The organism is Streptomyces sp. M2CJ-2 (genome assembly GCF_016757295.1).
Taxonomy (GTDB): Bacteria; Actinomycetota; Actinomycetes; order Streptomycetales; family Streptomycetaceae; genus Streptomyces.
Map to the genome: position 1 here is coordinate 57,182 of NZ_JAESIF010000013.1, position 16,559 is coordinate 73,740.

Genomic DNA, 16,559 nt, shown 5'->3' on the forward strand with positions numbered 1-16,559 from the left:
CAAAGGGGTCCTCAGTTCTTCTTCGGCCGGTTCGTCAGTGAACGCTTGAGGTGCCCAGCGGCCCGGCGCCACAGGGGACGGGGCGGGGCGGTCCTCTTCGGCGCGGCCGGCGGGGTGTGCCGGTCGATCACCCGGGCGGTGCCGTCGGCGGCGACCACCACGTCGACCGGGAGCCGGGTCCACTTCCTCTCGCCGCGGCCGACGGACGGCACGCCGATCCGGACGGCCCAGCGCATTCCGGTGAGCTTCTCCGACGGCAGCGTGGCGCTCACGGTGCGGCCGGACACCTCTGCGTCGGCCGGGAACTTGCCCACGTTCTTGCGCTCGAAGCGGAGCTGCACCGGGTCCCCGGCGTCCGCCGCGACGTGCAGCGGCAACGGGAGCCGTACGGTGGAGCCGTCGACCACGGCCTCGGCCGGGTCCATCAGGGCCACCGCCTCGCGCTCCAGCTTGTTGGTGTGCTGATCGACGTCGAGGGAGAGGTTGCCCGGCCCGTCGGTCCAGTACGGCAGGACCAGCCGCCTCGGCTCACCGGTGAGCGCGGCCAGCCGTCCGGCCTCCGCCTCCTTGCCGCGTACCGCGCCGAGTCGGGTCTCCTTGCTCCAGCCGCAGGACTTGATGCGCAGGTGCAGGTCCCAGATGCCCTTGTCCAGGGGCTTGCCCGCGGCCGCGGTCTCCGGGTCGAGGGTGGCGCGCGCGGTGATCCGCCGACGGAAGGAGCCGTCCCCCGCGTCCGGGCGGTGCGGTGCGCACTCGACCGGGAGGTAGTACTGCGTGGCGTTCTCCCGGTGGCGGACCACCAGGTCCACGTCGCTCTTGTCGACCGGGGCGTCCAGAGTGATGCCCTGGCCGGCCAGCGCCTCGAGCGCCTTGTCGGACAGCGGCAGGCCGAGCAGGTCGTGCCCGCCCTCCCGGCGGAAGGTCATCGGCTCGCCGTCGACCTGGTACTCGGAGGTGAATCCGATGTTCAGGACGCCGTCCTCCCAGTCCAGGGAGTCCAGGGTGCCGGTGGGCCTGATCCCGGCCTCCCAGTGGGCGAGGGCGCGGACGTCCTGGTAGTGGTCGGCGGCGATCAGTCCGGCCACCACCCGCTGCGTGGGGGCGACCCTGGCGAACACGCCCGGCCCGAACCGCTCGGTGATCACACCGCGGATCTCGCGGTACAGCTCCTCGGCGTAGTCCTCGGGGAGCCTGAGCAGCCGGTCGCCGCGCAGCCGCTCGACCATCTCGTTGCGCAGCCAACGGCTGAACAGCCTGTCGCGCAGCGGGCCGGGCTCGGTGAGCTCCTCGACCACGTCGAGGGCCTCACGGAGGTTCTTGAAGTAGCCGACCGGGTCGAAGCGCTGGAAGCCGGCGTTGGAGCCGTCGTCGCGGGTGATGTGGTAATAGCACGGGTAGTCGCCGAGGACGGCGACGCTCTCGGCCCGCAGATAGGCCTCGACGACGAAGACGTGGTCCTCCAGCCGGCGGCGGCCCTCCTTGAAGCGCATGCCGTGCTGGGCGAGGAACTCCCGCCGGAACATCTTGTGCGGGGTGAGGCTGTCGATCAGCGGCGCGTTCTCCACCGTCGCACGCGGCCGGTTCACCCGGAACAGCTCCTGCGGGACCGGGCGGCCGATGCCCGCCATCTTCCCCACGACCACGTCGGCGTCGTTCGCCTTGCCGTAGTCGTACATCCGCTCCAGGGCCTCGTCGCCGAGCCAGTCGTCGTGGTCGGCGAACATGACGTACTCGCCCCGGGCGGCGTCGATGCCGGTGTTACGGGGCCTGCCGGACCAGCCGGACGCCTCCTGGCGGATGACGTGGATGTGGGGGTGCTCGGCCGCCAGCCGGTCCAGCCGGTCGGGAGTCTCGTCGGTGGAACCGTCGTCGACGAAGAGGACCTCGAACTCGTCGGGGGTGAGGCTCTGCCGCAGCAGGCCGGTGATGCAGTCCTCCACGTACTTGCCCGGGTTGTGGACCGCGATGACGACGCTGACCTTGACTGTCACGCCGGGTTCTCCTTCTTGTGGACCTGGTGGATCTCCGGGAACGCCTCGGTGAGGGCCGCGCGCCAGTCGCGCAGCGGCTCGATGCCGGCGGCGGCGAAGCGCTCGTGGCCGAGCACGCTGTAGGCCGGGCGGGGAGCGGGGCGGACGAATGCCTCGCTGGTGGTGGGACGGACCCGGTCCGGGTCGGCGCCGAGCAGGCGGAAGATCTCCCGGGTGAAGCCGTACCAGGTGGTCTCGCCGGAGCCGGTGCCGTGGTAGACGCCCGCCGGGGCGGTGCCTGCCAGGGCTCCGCGCCCCAGTTCGAGCAGCAGACCGGCCAGGTCGGCGCTCCAGGTGGGCTGGCCGCGCTGGTCGTCCACGACGTCCAGGGTCTCGCGCCGGCCCTCCAGTCCGATCATGGTGCGGACGAAGTTGGGGCCGCCCTTGCCGTACAGCCAGGCGGTGCGGACGACGTAGCCGCTGTCCGGGAGGGTCTTCAGGACGGCCTGTTCGCCGGCGAGCTTGGTGCGGCCGTAGGCGCTGCGCGGGGCGGTGGGGGCGTCCTCGGCGTACGGCGTGGTGGCGTCGCCGGCGAAGACGTAGTCGGTGGAGACGTGGAGCAGGACGGCGCCGGTACGGGCGCAGGCGTCGGCGAGGTGGGCCGGGCCGTCGCCGTTGATCGCGAGCGCCTCGGCCTCGCGGGTCTCGGCGTCGTCCACGGCGGTCCAGGCCGCGCAGTTGACGACCACGGCGGGCCGGTGACGCTGAAGTGTCCGCCGTACGGCGTCGGTGTCCGTGAGGTCCAGCGCCTCCCGGTCGAGGGCGGTGGCCTGCGCACCCGCCGCGGCCAGCCGGGCCAGCACGTCCTGGCCGAGCATGCCGCCCGCCCCGGTGACCAGCCAGCCGGCCGGAGCGTCGGCCTGTTCCTTCATCGGGTTCATCCCTCTTCTCGTCCTCTGTGCCGGATGGCTCGGGACGAGGGCGGTCCCCGGCCCGCAGGGGGGTGAAGGCGCGTCAGCTCAGCGCCGCCCGCTCCTTCAGCGGCTCCCACCAGTCGCGGTTGTCCCTGTACCACTGGACGGTTTCGGCAAGGCCCGCGCGGAAGTCCTTGCGCGGCTCGTAGCCCAGCTCTTCGCGGATCTTCGTGCAGTCGACGGAGTAGCGGCGGTCGTGGCCCTTGCGGTCCTCGACGTACTCGACGCCGGTCTCCCAGTCGGCGCCGCACGCCTCCAGCAGCAGCCCGGTGAGTTCCCTGTTGGAGAGTTCGGTGCCGCCGCCGATGTTGTAGACCTCGCCCGCGCGGCCCTTGGTGCGGACCAGTTCGATGCCCTGGACGTGGTCGTCGATGTGCAGCCAGTCGCGGACGTTGCCGCCGTCGCCGTACAGCGGGACCTTCCTGCCGTCGAGGAGGTTGGTGACGAAGAGCGGGATGACCTTCTCGGGGAAGTGGTGGTGCCCGTAGTTGTTGGAGCAGCGGGTGACACGGACGTCCAGGCCGTGGGTGCGGTGGTAGGACAGCGCGATCAGGTCGCTGGAGGCCTTCGCCGAGGAGTAGGGCGAGTTGGGCTGCAGCGGGTGGGTCTCGGGCCAGGAGCCCTCGTCGATCGAGCCGTAGACCTCGTCGGTGGAGATGTGCACGAAGGTCCTGACGCCGGCCCGGTGCGCGGCGTCGACGAGCGTGTGGGTGCCGACCACGTTCGTGCGGACGAACTCCGCGCCACCGTCGATGGAGCGGTCGACATGCGACTCGGCGGCGAAGTGCACGACCTGGTCGTGCTCGGCCATCAGCTTGCCGACCGGATCCGGGTCGCAGATGTCTCCCTGCACGAAGGTGAACCCCGGGTGCGCGCGCACCTCGTCGAGGTTGGCCGGGTTGCCCGCGTACGTCAGCTTGTCCAGGACGGTGATCTCGACGTCACCGGGGCCCTGGGGGCCGAGCAGCGTACGCACGTAGTGCGAGCCGATGAAGCCGGCACCACCGGTCACCAGGATCCGGGTCGGGCGGGCCGGGGAGGCGTGGGAGGAAGGGGCCGTCATGAGGAGATCTGCACCTTGCTGTGATCACCGAGCACGAGCCGGTGGGCCTTGGGGTTACGGGGAGCGGGCGTGACCTCGACGTCGCGCCCGATGAGCGAGGTCTCCACCCGGCGCACGCCGACCACGGACGAGCCCCGCAGGACGATGGAGTACTCGATTTCACTGTCCTCGATCCGGCAGTCCTCGGACACCGAGGTGAAAGGGCCGATGTACGCATCGTTGACCACCGTACCCGCGCCGATGACCGCGGGCCCGACGATCCGGCTGCCGTGGACGCGCGCGCCCTCATCGATGCGCACCCGGCCGACGATCTCGCTGGCCTCGTCCACCACGCCCGCGTTGTGCGGCTCCAGGGACTCCAGGACGGACCGGTTGACCTCCAGCATGTCGGTGACGTCGCCGGTGTCCTTCCAGTACCCGGAGATCGTGGTGGAGCGGACGTCCCGCTTCTCGTCGATCAGCCACTGGATGGCGTGCGTGATCTCCAACTCGCCGCGCCAGGAGGGCTCGATGGAGCGGACCGCCTCGTGTACGGCCGGGGTGAACAGGTAGACGCCGACGAGAGCCAGATCGCTCTTCGGCTGCTTCGGCTTCTCCTCCAGACCCACCACCCGACCGTCGCCGCCGAGTTCGGCGACGCCGAAGGAAGTGGGGTCGGAGACCTTGGTCAGCAGGATCTGCGCGTCGGGCCGCTCCGTCCGGAACTCCTCCACCAGTCCGGTGATGCCGCCGACGATGAAGTTGTCGCCGAGGTACATGACGAAGTCGTCGTCACCGAGGAAGTCCTGGGCGATGAGCACGGCGTGCGCCAGCCCCAGGGGCGCCTCCTGGGGGATGTAGGTGACCTCGATCCCGAATCGGGAGCCGTACCCCACCGCCTCATGGATCTCGCCCGCGGTGTCGCCGACGATGATCCCGACCTCGCTGATCCCGGCTTCGGCGATCGCTTCCAGTCCGTAGAAGAGCACAGGCTTGTTGGCGACGGGCACCAACTGCTTGGCCGAGGTGTGGGTGATGGGACGAAGACGGGTCCCCGCTCCCCCGGAAAGCACGAGAGCCTTCACTTCTTACGCCCCCATACTCCGCTCACACAGGGAGGAAAGCCCCACTTGTCCAAAATCGGCGTGAATCTCGAGCAGCATCATAATCCTGCCTCAGGAAATTCGATTCACCCGCTGTTCACGCACCCGATTCCTGTGCGACAGCCGAGAGCCGGGGCAAAAGCGATCCGCCCCCGGCGAGGCCGGGGGCGGATCATGCTCCTCGTACGGTTCGACGTCACTCCCCGTCGGTGGTGGTCGACACGGACGGGGGGGACTGCTGTTCGGCCGCCGCCGTCTTCTTCGCCGTCACCTTCTTCGCCGTCGTCTTCTTGGCCGTCGTCTTCTTGGCGGTGGCCTTGGTGGCCGCCGTCTTCTTCGTGGCCGTCGTCTTCGTGGCCGTCGTCTTCTTGGCGGTGGCCTTGGTGGCCGCCGTCTTCTTCGTGGCCGCCTTCTTCGCCGTCGCCTTCTTGGCCGCCGTGCGGGCGGTCTTCTTGGCCGGAGCCGTCTCGTCGGCGGCTTCCTCGGCGGGCGCCGTCGCGGTGACGGCCGCTGCTGCCTCGGCGGTCGCCGCCTCGTCCGCCGGGGCCGTCTCCGCCGCCGGGGCCGACGGGACGACCACGACGGCCGCCTCCTCGGACGCGGTGGACACGGTGGGCTTGCGCACCGCGCGGCGGCGCGGGCGGGGCGGGGCGGCGGTTTCGGCCGCCGGCTCGAGCGCCTCGGGCGACGGCTCGGCCGGGGACTCGTCGGCCACCGGCTCCGGCGTCTGCTCGGGCGCCGCAGGGGCTGTGTCCACCGTGGCTGCGGTGTCTGCGATGGTCACCACCGCGGCCTGCGCACCCGCCGGCGAACTGGCCGGCGCGGACACCTTGCGGGTGGCCCGGCGACGCGTACGCCCCTGAGGAGCGGCGCCCTCGGCAGGCGCTGCCGCGGCGGCGGGCGCCTCGACGGTCGGGTCCTCGGCGGCGGCCGGCACGGCGTGCGCCTCGGCGGCCGACTCCGGCTGGACCGGGCGTGCGGTCTCCTCGGCGACCGTCGTCTCCTGAGCCGTCGGCACCTCCGCGCCGGACCCGTCGGGCCCGGACCCATCGGCGGCCACGGCGGCGGCAGCCGGCTCGCGCCGGGACTGCTCGCGCCTCGGCGCACCCGCCGGGGCCGAGGCCCGGCGGCTCACCCGGCGGCGGGTACGTCCGCGTGTGGCCGCGGCCTCCGCCTCGGCGGCGCTGCTGTACAGCTCCTCGTCAGGCGTGTACTCCGGGGCGGGAAGCGCGACCGGCTCGGCGACCTCGGCGGCGACCTCGGCCGCCGTCTCCGACTCCGCTTCCGCCTCCTGCTCCGCCGTCGGGACCATGTCGGCCTCGTGCTCGTGGAGGTGCTCCCCGGCACCGGCCCGCGCCCGCTTCCTGCGCTTGCCGCCGCCACCGGTGGAGGTGGGCTGGTCCAGGTGGACGATGACACCGCGCCCGTTGCAGTGGACGCAGGTCTCCGAGAACGACTCCAGCAGGCCCTGGCCGACCCGCTTGCGGGTCATCTGCACCAGACCCAGCGAGGTCACCTCGGCGACCTGGTGCTTCGTACGGTCCCGGCCCAGGCACTCCAGCAGGCGCCGCAGCACCAGGTCCCGGTTGGACTCCAGGACCATGTCGATGAAGTCGATGACGATGATGCCGCCGAGGTCGCGCAGCCGCAGCTGGCGCACGATCTCCTCGGCCGCCTCCAGGTTGTTCCTGGTGACCGTCTCCTCGAGGTTGCCGCCCTGACCGGTGAACTTTCCGGTGTTGACGTCGATGACGACCATCGCCTCGGTCCGGTCGATGACCAGCGAACCGCCGCTGGGCAGCCAGACCTTGCGGTCGAGCGCCTTGGCGAGCTGCTCGTCGATCCGGTACGTGGCGAAGACGTCGACCTCGCTGGTCCACTTCTGCAGCCGGTCGGCCAGGTCGGGCGCGACGTGTGCGACGTACCCGTGGATGGTCTCCCACGCCTCGTCGCCGCTGACGACGACCTTGGAGAAGTCCTCGTTGAAGATGTCCCGCACGACCCGGACGGTCATGTCCGGCTCGCCGTACAGCAGCGACGGCGCGCTCGAGCTGCCACCGCTCTTGGACTTCTTCTTGATCTCCTCCCACTGCGCCTGCAGCCGCTCGACGTCACGGCGCAGCTCGTCCTCGCTCGCGCCCTCGGCGGCGGTGCGCACGATGACACCCGCGTCCTCGGGGACGACCTTCTTGAGGATGGTCTTCAGCCGGGCCCGCTCGGTGTCGGGCAGCTTGCGGCTGATGCCGGTCATCGAACCCTCGGGGACGTACACGAGGTAGCGGCCCGGGAGGGAGACCTGGCTGGTCAGACGAGCGCCCTTGTGCCCGATCGGGTCCTTCGTCACCTGGGCGAGGACCGACTGGCCCGACTTCAGCGCGGCCTCGATCCGGCGCGGGCCGTTGGCCATGCCCAGCGCCTCGAAGTTCACCTCACCGGCGTAGAGCACGGCGTTGCGGCCCTTGCCGATGTCGATGAACGCGGCCTCCATCGACGGCAGCACGTTCTGCACCTTGCCGAGGTACACGTTGCCGACGTACGAGGTCGCCTGCTCCTTGTTGACGTAGTGCTCGACGAGCACCCCGTCCTCCAGGACGCCGATCTGCGTACGGTCGCCGTACTGCCGAACCACCATGACGCGCTCGACGGCCTCACGGCGGGCCAGGAACTCGGCCTCGGTGATGATCGGGACGCGCCGGCGGCCCTGCTCACGGCCTTCCCTGCGGCGCTGCTTCTTCGCCTCCAGGCGGGTGGAGCCCTTGATGGACTGCACCTCGTCCGACGGCTCGGCGGGCCTGCGCGGTTCGCGGACCTTGACGACGGTGCGCTCGGGGTCGTCGGTGGAGGTCTCGGCCTCGCCGCCGCCGTCCCCGGCCCGGCGACGACGGCGCCGACGGCGCCGGCTGCTGCTGGAGCCGCCCTCGGTGCCCGCCTCGTCGCGGTCCTCGACCGACTCGTCGGCGTGCTCCGCGTCGTCGGCGGACTGGTCCGCGCCGTCCTCGGCGTCGTGCTCGGCGCCGGTGCGCTCGGTGTCGTCCCCGGACTCGCCGCCCTCGGCGTCCGTCTCGGCGGACTCGCCGCGCCTGCGGCGACGGCCACCGCGACGACGGCGCCGGCGGGAACCGGCCCCTTCGCTCTCGTCGTGGTCGTCGTTCTCGTCGTGGTCGTCGTCGGAGGGGCCCTCCGCCGACTCGTCGGCGTGCTCCGCGTCGTCGGCGGACTGCTCCTCGTCGTCCTCGACGCGGGCGGCGGCAGCGGCCGGGGCCGTGTCGGTCTCGTCCGCCGCGCCCCGACGGCGACGACGGCGGCGCGAGGCGGCGGGCTGCTCCTCCGGGAGCTCCTCGGTCTCCTCCGGCTGCTCGGGCTCCGGCGTGCCGGCGGCCTCGGCGGCCGCTTCGGCGGCGGCCCGCTCCGGCGTCTGGAACTGGGGCTCGGCGAACACCGGAGCCTGGAAGACGGCGACGGCGGGACGGGCGGGGCGCCTCGACGTCCCGGCCTCGGCCCCGGTCGCGGCTGATCCGGTGGCCGGCCGGGCGGGCTCGGCGAACCCGGCGGCGGCCTTGCGGACCGCACGGCGACGGCGGCGCGGAGCGGCGTCGTCCGCGGCGGGCTCGGCGGTCGTCCCGGAGGCCGCGGTCTGTCCGGTGGGCTCGGTCACGGGAGCTTGCGCCTCCTCGGCGGGGGAGGCGGCGGCCTCGGCGGTCGCGGGCGCGGAGACGCTGCGCGAGGCACGGCGCCGGGTACGGCGGGGAGCCGCGTCCTCGGCGGTGTCGGTGTCGGTGATGCCGGCCGTATCGGCGGCCGGTGCGGTGCTCGCGGTCGCGGTCGCGGCGCTCTCCGCCGGTTCGGGGGCCTCGGTGGCGGTGGTCGTCGGCGAGGTCACACGGCGCGTCGCACGACGGCGCGCACGCGGCGGGGCGGCGTCCCCGACGGGCTCGGACGCCGCTGTCTCCACGGCGGGCCCGGCAGCCGGAGCGGCCGGGGCGGCAGGGGTCTCGGCCGTCGGCACGACGGTCTCGGCGGCCTCCGCCGAGACCGGTGCCCCGGCGGGCGAGGCCGAGCGGCGCACCACCCGACGGCGCCGGGGCGGAGCGGCGGTGTCCGGGGCGGCCGGTGCTTCCTCCCCGGCGGCCGTCGGCTGCGCGGCGGCCTCGGTCCCGGTGCCCTCCTCGGCAGCGAGCTCGTCGTTCTCGTCGAGCGGCTCGGCGGGCTCAGAAGACTCAGGGAACCCAGTGGCCGGTATGGCCGACGTGGCCGTCTCGGCCTTTGTGCCGGTGCCCGCCGTCGGCGGACCGGCCGGACGGGACGCGGCACGGCGCCGTCGACGCGGCGGCAGGGTGTCGCTGGGGCTGTTCGGTTCGGAGCCCTCTGTGGGCTCGGTCGGTTCGAGCATGCGGGGGTTTCTCCCGTCAGGCTCCCGGGCGCCGCACCCGGTCCGGCGATGCCGGTGACGTCCGCGGCTCGCGCGAAGCGCGGTTGCCGCCGTCCGGGGCGCGGGCGCCGCACGGGAACTCTCTGTGTCCTGTCTCACCGGTTCCGTACACCGAATGCGCACGGCCTGGCGAAAGTCTTGTGGTCGGTGCGCTGCCCGACCCAGGTGGCTCCCGAGGTACGAGGGCGGCGCTACGACATCCGTCCCTACGCGGGACCTTCCTTACACCGGCGCCGTCGCGGTGGCAGTGGCACCGGCCGGATGCGGCTCGGTCGCTGCTGCCTCGCGGTCGGGCGCGAGCGGGTCGGTCACCGTGCCGGTCTCTTCATCGAGCAGCCCCTGCGCCAGCCTGGTCACCGCTGCGGGGACCGGCGGCGCCAGATCGGCCACGGCGCGGAGACCGGACAGGACGTCGTCGGGTCGAACGGCAGGCGTCACGTGCCGAACAACCAGCCGCAGTATCGCACAGGGCTGGTCGGTCGGCCTATCAGCCGACGAAGGGGGCGTTTCCAGGCTTTCCAGAGCCACGACCGCTGAACGGGTGTCGAACGTACGCATCCCGTTCTTCGTCCGGCGCTGCACCTCGACGGTACCGGCCGCGTCGAAGGCGTCCACCGCTCGGCGGGCCTCCTCCCGGTCGACACCGGCCAGCCGCAGCTCCCACACCGAGGCCGTGAGCCGGTCGGCGAGCCCCGGGGTACGGGCCTCGGCCGCCTCGATGATGTCGAGCCCGGCGGGCAGCGACTCGTCGAGGAGGGCTCTGATCCGCTCCGGATCCCGCGCCTGGGTGAGCGCGATCTCCAGGTACTCCGCCTCACTGCCCGTGCCGGTGGGTGCGGCATTGGCGTACGACACCTTCGGGTGCGGCGTGAACCCCGCCGAGTACGCCATCGGCACCTCGGCACGGCGCAACGCGCGCTCGAAGGCACGCTGGAAGTCACGGTGGCTGGTGAACCGGAGGCGGCCGCGCTTGGTGTAGCGCAGTCGAATGCGCTGTACCGCGGGTGCGGGCGGCGGGCCTTCGGGCTGTCGCTTGCCCAGTGTCGTTCAGTCCTTCGTGAGAGCGGTTGTGCTGCTACCAAGAGTACGCGTCTCACCGCCGATAGGTTCCCGTCGGTCCGCGAGCACCGGCTCCCCCTGTTCTCCGAGGAACATCCGGCGGACATCGGCACGGGCCCGCCGCACCGACGCGCGGGCGGCGGCGAGTGACTGCCGTACGGCCCTTCCCACGGCGCGCCCGGCCTCGGCGGCGGGCCGCAGCACCGCGTCCCGCACCGCGCGCCCCACCGGTGCCAGCACACGCGCGTACACCCACCGCGCGGGCTCCACGACGATCCACCGCACCAAGGCGCCCAGGAACCGCCCCACCGCGAGCGAGACGTACCCGGCGGCCCGCCAGGCATGCCCGAGGGCGTCGCCGATCTCCCGCGCGACGACGGCGAGCACCCGCCCGACCGGCACCAGAACCCAGCGCCACACGGCGAGCAGGGGCAGCACGAGCAGGATCCGGGTGATCCAGTACAGCCCCGTACCGATACCGGTGACGAGCATGCCCGCCAGCCGTGCCACCCCCTTCACGCACCAGGCGACGGCCTGTCCGACGGGTGTGAGCACCCACCTGTACAGCCACGCACAGGGCACGACGACCAAGTACCGCGTGAGCCGGGCGAGGGCCGCGAACACCCCGAGCCCGATCGCGGCCGACACGGCCGCGATCCCGCGCAGCACCCACATCACGCCGTGCCCGAAGGGCGTCAGCACGCGCCCGTACAGCCACACCAGCGCGTGCCCGAGCGGCACGAGCACACACCGGTACAGCCACCCGGCGGGAACGACGACCACCAGGTTCCCGAGCCGGGCGAGCGCCTTGCCGAGCGGCACGAGGCCATATCGCCACAGCCCCACCAGCGGCCACACGAACACCGCTCGCCCCACCCACCACAGCGCCCGCCCGAGCGGCCGGAACACGGCACGGTCCAGCCACCGCGCGGCGGCGACACACCCGTCCCACACCATCCGCACCGGCAGGACCACGAGGAACACGAAGATCCGCACCGGCAGGCGGACCGCCACGACCAGACACCCCTCACCCGCCGCCTCCGGCTGCCGCGGCGAAGACGGGTGTGCGGGCGGTGCCGGTCTCCCGGCGTCCTGCTTCTCCAGATCCATGCAAGGGAGGACGCCCCGGCAGGCCGTTCGGATGCACCGGCACCGCCCCGCCCGCGCGAGCACCCGTGAATCTACAATGCTGTAGAAATCAGCTCTGGAGTGTCACCGCCGCGCGAACCCGCCGGCCCGTCCGCGCCGCGGGCATGGCGCGCGGCACGAAGGAGCAGATACAGCACGATATGAACGACCACCCTGCCCCCACGGGCGCCACGCCCCGGCCCCTCCGCCACACCCTGGCGGAGGGAGCCCGTGCCGTCACCGAAGCCCGCTGGTTCGCCCTCACCGTCTTCACCCTGATCCTCACCAACGCGGCCCTGCTGGGAGCCGAGACCTACAGCGGACTCTCCAGGGACTGGCACCACGGGTTACGCCTCGCCGAACACCTCTGCCTCGCCGCCTTCACCGTCGAGATAGCCCTGCGCGCCTGCGCCCACGCGGACCGTCCCCGCGACTTCTTCCGCGACCCCTGGAACCTCTTCGACCTGGCCGTCGTCGCCTGCGCGTTCCTGCCCCTGGTCCGTGAGAACACCACCGTCCTGCGGCTGCTGCGCCTCGCCCGCGTCCTGCGCACCGCCCGCTTCCTCCCCCAGCTGCGGATCGTCTTCGTCGCGGTGGCCCGCAGCCTGCCGGGCACCGTCAGCTTCCTCCTGGTGGGCGCGCTCCTGCTCTACCTCTACGCCATGGTCGGCTGGGTCTTCTTCAGCGAGGCGGACCCCGGCCAGTTCGGCTCCATCGGCCGCGCCGTCCTCACCCTCTTCCTGCTGATGACCCTGGACGGCCTCGGTGACGCCGTCCACGCCGGCCTGGAGATCTCCCGCTGGAGCATCCTCTACTACGCCTCCTACGTACTGCTCGCCTCGTTCGTCCTGGTCAACGTCCTCATCGGAGTCGTCATCAGCTCCCTGGAGGAGGCCCGCGAACTGGAACGCGAACACTCCCCCGCCCTCGAAGCGCCCTCGGCCCCCGCCCCGGACCCCGCCGTGGACCCCGCCGTGGACCCCGCCGTGGACCTGCGCACCCGCATCGCCATCGCCAGAAGGGCCCTGGACGACCTGGAAGCCGTCCTCCCGCCCCGCCAACCCGAGCAAGCCCCCACCCCCGACACGGCCCGGTCGTGACACCGCACCCGTCGCAGGCCGCGAACGCCGGTGGGCCCACTCCGTGTTCCGGAGTGGGCCCACCGAACGTCCCAAAACGACGGCTCAGGACGACGCACCGCCGGGAGCGGGCGCTGTGTGCCGCACGGTCAGGCCGTGTTCTTCACCGTCAGGGGAAGAAGCTTCTTACCGGTCGGTCCGATCTGAATACTGGTGTCCATCTGGGGGCACACCCCGCAGTCGAAGCAGGGGGTCCAGCGGCAGTCCTCGACCTCTGTCTCGTCGAGGGCGTCCTGCCAGTCCTCCCAGAGCCAGTCCTTGTCGAGACCGGAGTCGAGGTGGTCCCAGGGGAGGACCTCCTCGTAGGAGCGTTCGCGGGTGGTGTACCAGTCGACGTCCACGCCGTACTGCGCCAGGGCCTTGTCGGCGCAGGCCGTCCAGCGGTCGTAGGAGAAGTGCTCGCGCCAGCCGTCGAAGCGGCCGCCGTCCTCGTAGACCGCGCGGATGACCGCGCCGACGCGGCGGTCGCCGCGGGAGAGGAGGCCTTCGACGATGCCGGGCTTGCCGTCGTGGTAGCGGAAGCCGATGGAGCGGCCGTACTTCTTGTCGCCGCGGATCTTGTCGCGCAGCTTGGTCAGGCGGGCGTCCGTCTCCTCGGCCGACAGCTGCGGTGCCCACTGGAAGGGGGTGTGCGGCTTGGGGACGAAACCGCCGATGGAGACGGTGCAGCGGATGTCGCCCGAGCCGGAGACCTCGCGGCCCTTCTGGATGACGTTCATCGCCATGTCGGCGATCTGGAGGACGTCGTCGTCGGTCTCGGTGGGCAGGCCGCACATGAAGTAGAGCTTGACCTGGCGCCAGCCGTTGCCGTAGGCCGTGGCGACGGTCCTGATCAGGTCGTCCTCGGAGACCATCTTGTTGATGACCTTGCGCATGCGCTCCGAGCCGCCCTCGGGGGCGAAGGTCAGGCCGGAGCGGCGGCCGTTGCGGGTCAGTTCGTTGGCCAGGTCGACGTTGAAGGCGTCGACGCGGGTGGAGGGGAGGGAGAGGCCGATCTTGTCCTCTTCGTAGCGGTCGGCGAGGCCCTTGGCGATGTCGCCGATCTCCGAGTGGTCGGCGGAGGAGAGGGAGAGCAGGCCGACCTCTTCGAAGCCGGTGGCCTTCAGGCCCTTCTCGACCATGTCGCCGATGCCGGTGATGGAGCGCTCGCGCACCGGGCGGGTGATCATGCCGGCCTGGCAGAAGCGGCAGCCGCGGGTGCAGCCGCGGAAGATCTCCACCGACATGCGCTCGTGGACCGTCTCGGCGAGCGGGACGAGGGGCTGCTTGGGGTAGGGCCACTCGTCGAGGTCCATCACCGTGTGCTTGGAGACGCGCCACGGGACGCCCGACTTGTTCGGTACCACGCGGGCGATCCGGCCGTCGGGGAGGTACTCGACGTCGTAGAAGGCGGGGACGTACACGCCGCCGGTCCGGGCCAGGCGGTGGAGGAGTTCCTCGCGGCCGCCGGGGCGGCCCTCCTCCTTCCAGGCGCGGATGATCCGGGTGATCTCCAGGACGGCCTGCTCGCCGTCGCCGATGACGGCGCAGTCGATGAAGTCGGCGATCGGCTCGGGGTTGAAGGCGGCGTGGCCGCCGGCCACGACGATCGGGTCGTCGAGGCCGCGGTCCTTGGCCTCGAGCGGGATGCCGGACAGGTCCAGGGCGGTGAGCATGTTGGTGTAGCCGAGCTCCGTGGAGAAGCTCAGGCCGAACACGTCGAAGGCCTTGACCGGGCGGTGGCTGTCGACCGTGAACTGCGGGACGGCGTGCTCCCGCATCAGTTCCTCCAGGTCCGGCCAGACGCTGTAGGTGCGCTCGGCGAGGACGCCGTCCTGCTCGTTGAGCACCTCGTAGAGGATCATGACGCCCTGGTTGGGCAGTCCGACCTCGTACGCGTCGGGGTACATGAGGGCCCAGCGGACATCGCAGCTGTCCCAAGGCTTGACCGTGGAGTTGAGCTCTCCGCCGACGTACTGGATCGGCTTCTGCACATGCGGGAGCAGCGCTTCGAGCTGCGGGAACACAGACTCGGCGGCCACGGCGGCTTCGGCAGGCATCTCGGGAACCTTCGTGTGCTGGCGGGGGCTCCCCCGGCCGGAGGCTGGGGGCGGGTGACCATCCAGCCTAACCGCTTCAGAAGGCGGCGGATTTTCTGATCGGCTTCCAGGTTTCCGGGAGGGCGTTCTCGGTGATCTCCGCGCGCCGTTCCTCACGTCCGTACAGCACCCCGTACGTGAAGTCGCTCTCCCCCGCCGCGTGGGCGACGGCGGCGAGTTCGCGCAGTGTCTTGCGGGCCATGACGCTGTCCTGGTGGTCGCCGAGCAGGCCCTGGAGGGACTTCATGCTCTTGACCAGGTCCTTGGCGGGGTCGTCGAGAGCCGGGACGGCGGTCTCGGCGGCGTAGCGGGTGCGCTTGGTCTTCTTGCGGGCCTCGTGCAGGGCGAGGTCGCGTTCGTGGCCGGGCGGGAGGTCCAGGGCCCGGGTGACGAGGCCGGAGAGTTTGTCGAGGTCCTTGCCCACGGCCTTGGCGAGCACCTTGTCCGGGCCGGCCGCGGCCTTCTTGCGCAGGGGCGGGTCGGCCAGCAGGGCGTCGAGGGTGTCGAGCAGGGTGAGGTAGCGGCGGGAGTCGAGGACTCCGGTGACCTTGCCGTGGGCTCCGCGGTGGCCGGTCTCGGACCAGGTGGTCAGCCTGTCGCGTACGGGCCCGTGGACGAGGGGGTCGGGCAGGTCGTCCAGGGCCGTGATGAGGCGCTCGGCGAGGACTTCCTGGTCGCGGTCCAGGCCGAGCTCTCCGGCCAGCCATTTCAGGTCGACGCCGACGGGGTCGGTGGTCTTCCGGTCGAGGACGCTGCGGAAGGAGCGGAAGGTGCTGCGCAGGCGGCGGGTGGCGACGCGCATGCGGTGCACGGAGTCGGGCACGTCCTGGCGTACGGCGGGGTCGAGTTCGACGAGGGCGTCCCGCTGGGCGCGGACGTAGGCGAGGACGTGGTCGCCGGCTGTGACGGGTGTGCCCACCGGGCGGCTGCGATGCTTGCGCTTCGGTGCCGCGGCCGGGGCGGCCGCGGGTGCGGGGGCGGCCTCGGGCGTGTGCGTGGGGGGTGCCGTCTCGGCGAGGGCCCGGGCGAGTTTGGAGGGCGCCTTCGAGGGGCGCAGGCCCGCCTCGCGGAGCCGTTCGTCGACCTTGTCGAGGAAGGCGGGGTCGCCGTCGTCGGCGAGTTCGACCTCGATCTCGGTCCACCGGGCGGTGCCGTCGCCGGTGAGGCGTTCGGCGTGCACGGTGTCGACGCTGACCTCGGCGAGGAGCCGGCCGGTGGCGTCGAGGAGGTGGCGTACGTCGCGGTCGGAGCGCAGCCGGACCACGGGGCTCAGTGCGGTGCCGCGGACGCGGGAGCGGACGAGCCGGGCGAGGTCCTCCGGGACGGTGTCGGAGAGCGGGGCCTGGATCTCGTCGCGCACTCCGGGGGCGACGGGGAACTTCAGGTGCCAGCCGGCGTCGGCGCCGCCGGTGCGGCGGCGCAGGGTGAGGGAGGCGGCGGCGAGGCGGTGGTCTGCGGTGTCGTAGTAGGTGGCGTCGAGGTGGACGACGCCCTGGTCGGCGATGGACGCCACGCCGGGGACGCCGGTCAGGTCGGGGAGTCCACTGTCGCCGGACTCGTACTTTCGCTCGATTTCGCGTGTGGTGTCCGCCATGAGATGAACCTATCCGCCAGACCTGGATCTAGTCGTGACCGGT

General features: G+C 72.1%; 10 protein-coding genes. 1 reads left to right on the forward strand and 9 read right to left on the reverse strand.

Features of this window, described 5'->3' with window-relative positions:
* Positions 1–11: 11 nt before the first annotated feature.
* The 7 genes from JL475_RS13360 to JL475_RS13390 all read right to left on the reverse strand — a co-directional run bounded on the left by JL475_RS13360 (position 12) and on the right by JL475_RS13390 (position 11,687).
* Complete coding sequence (locus JL475_RS13360; protein WP_202277807.1) at positions 12–1,991, reverse strand: glycosyltransferase family 2 protein; 1,980 nt, start codon at positions 1,989–1,991, stop codon at positions 12–14.
* The gene (gene rfbD / locus JL475_RS13365; RefSeq protein ID WP_202277808.1) at positions 1,988–2,911 is read right to left on the reverse strand and encodes a dTDP-4-dehydrorhamnose reductase; all 924 of its coding nucleotides are present in this window, start codon (positions 2,909–2,911) and stop codon (positions 1,988–1,990) included. Before rfbD ends, JL475_RS13360 begins: the two co-directional genes overlap by 4 nt.
* 73 nt (positions 2,912–2,984) lie before the next feature.
* Positions 2,985–4,007, reverse strand: a complete 1,023-nt coding sequence (rfbB, locus tag JL475_RS13370; RefSeq protein ID WP_202277809.1) for a dTDP-glucose 4,6-dehydratase — start codon at positions 4,005–4,007, stop codon at positions 2,985–2,987.
* Positions 4,004–5,071, reverse strand: a complete 1,068-nt coding sequence (locus JL475_RS13375) for a glucose-1-phosphate thymidylyltransferase (protein WP_202277810.1) — start codon at positions 5,069–5,071, stop codon at positions 4,004–4,006. Before JL475_RS13375 ends, rfbB begins: the two co-directional genes overlap by 4 nt.
* 214 nt (positions 5,072–5,285) lie before the next feature.
* Positions 5,286–9,479: an Rne/Rng family ribonuclease gene (locus JL475_RS13380; protein ID WP_202277811.1), complete on the reverse strand. Its 4,194-nt coding sequence runs from the start codon at positions 9,477–9,479 to the stop codon at positions 5,286–5,288.
* Between the two features lie 261 nt (positions 9,480–9,740).
* Positions 9,741–10,559, reverse strand: coding sequence for a TIGR03936 family radical SAM-associated protein (locus JL475_RS13385; RefSeq protein ID WP_202277864.1), 819 nt, complete (start codon positions 10,557–10,559; stop codon positions 9,741–9,743).
* A gap of 6 nt (positions 10,560–10,565) precedes the next feature.
* Positions 10,566–11,687, reverse strand: a complete 1,122-nt coding sequence (locus JL475_RS13390) for a hypothetical protein (protein ID WP_202277812.1) — start codon at positions 11,685–11,687, stop codon at positions 10,566–10,568.
* Between the two features lie 179 nt (positions 11,688–11,866).
* On the opposite strand from JL475_RS13390, the gene JL475_RS13395 reads away from it, so the two are divergent.
* Positions 11,867–12,805, forward strand: coding sequence for an ion transporter (locus tag JL475_RS13395; protein ID WP_202277813.1), 939 nt, complete (start codon positions 11,867–11,869; stop codon positions 12,803–12,805).
* A gap of 128 nt (positions 12,806–12,933) precedes the next feature.
* Here the strand turns inward: JL475_RS13395 and JL475_RS13400 are convergent, their stop codons facing one another.
* Together JL475_RS13400 and JL475_RS13405 are read right to left on the reverse strand one after the other, a co-directional pair.
* Entirely contained in the window at positions 12,934–14,883 is a 1,950-nt protein-coding gene (locus JL475_RS13400; RefSeq protein WP_202277814.1) for a TIGR03960 family B12-binding radical SAM protein, read from the reverse strand.
* Positions 14,884–14,959: 76 nt separating this feature from the next.
* Positions 14,960–16,516: a CYTH and CHAD domain-containing protein gene (locus JL475_RS13405; protein ID WP_202277815.1), complete on the reverse strand. Its 1,557-nt coding sequence runs from the start codon at positions 16,514–16,516 to the stop codon at positions 14,960–14,962.
* Positions 16,517–16,559 lie beyond the last annotated feature (43 nt).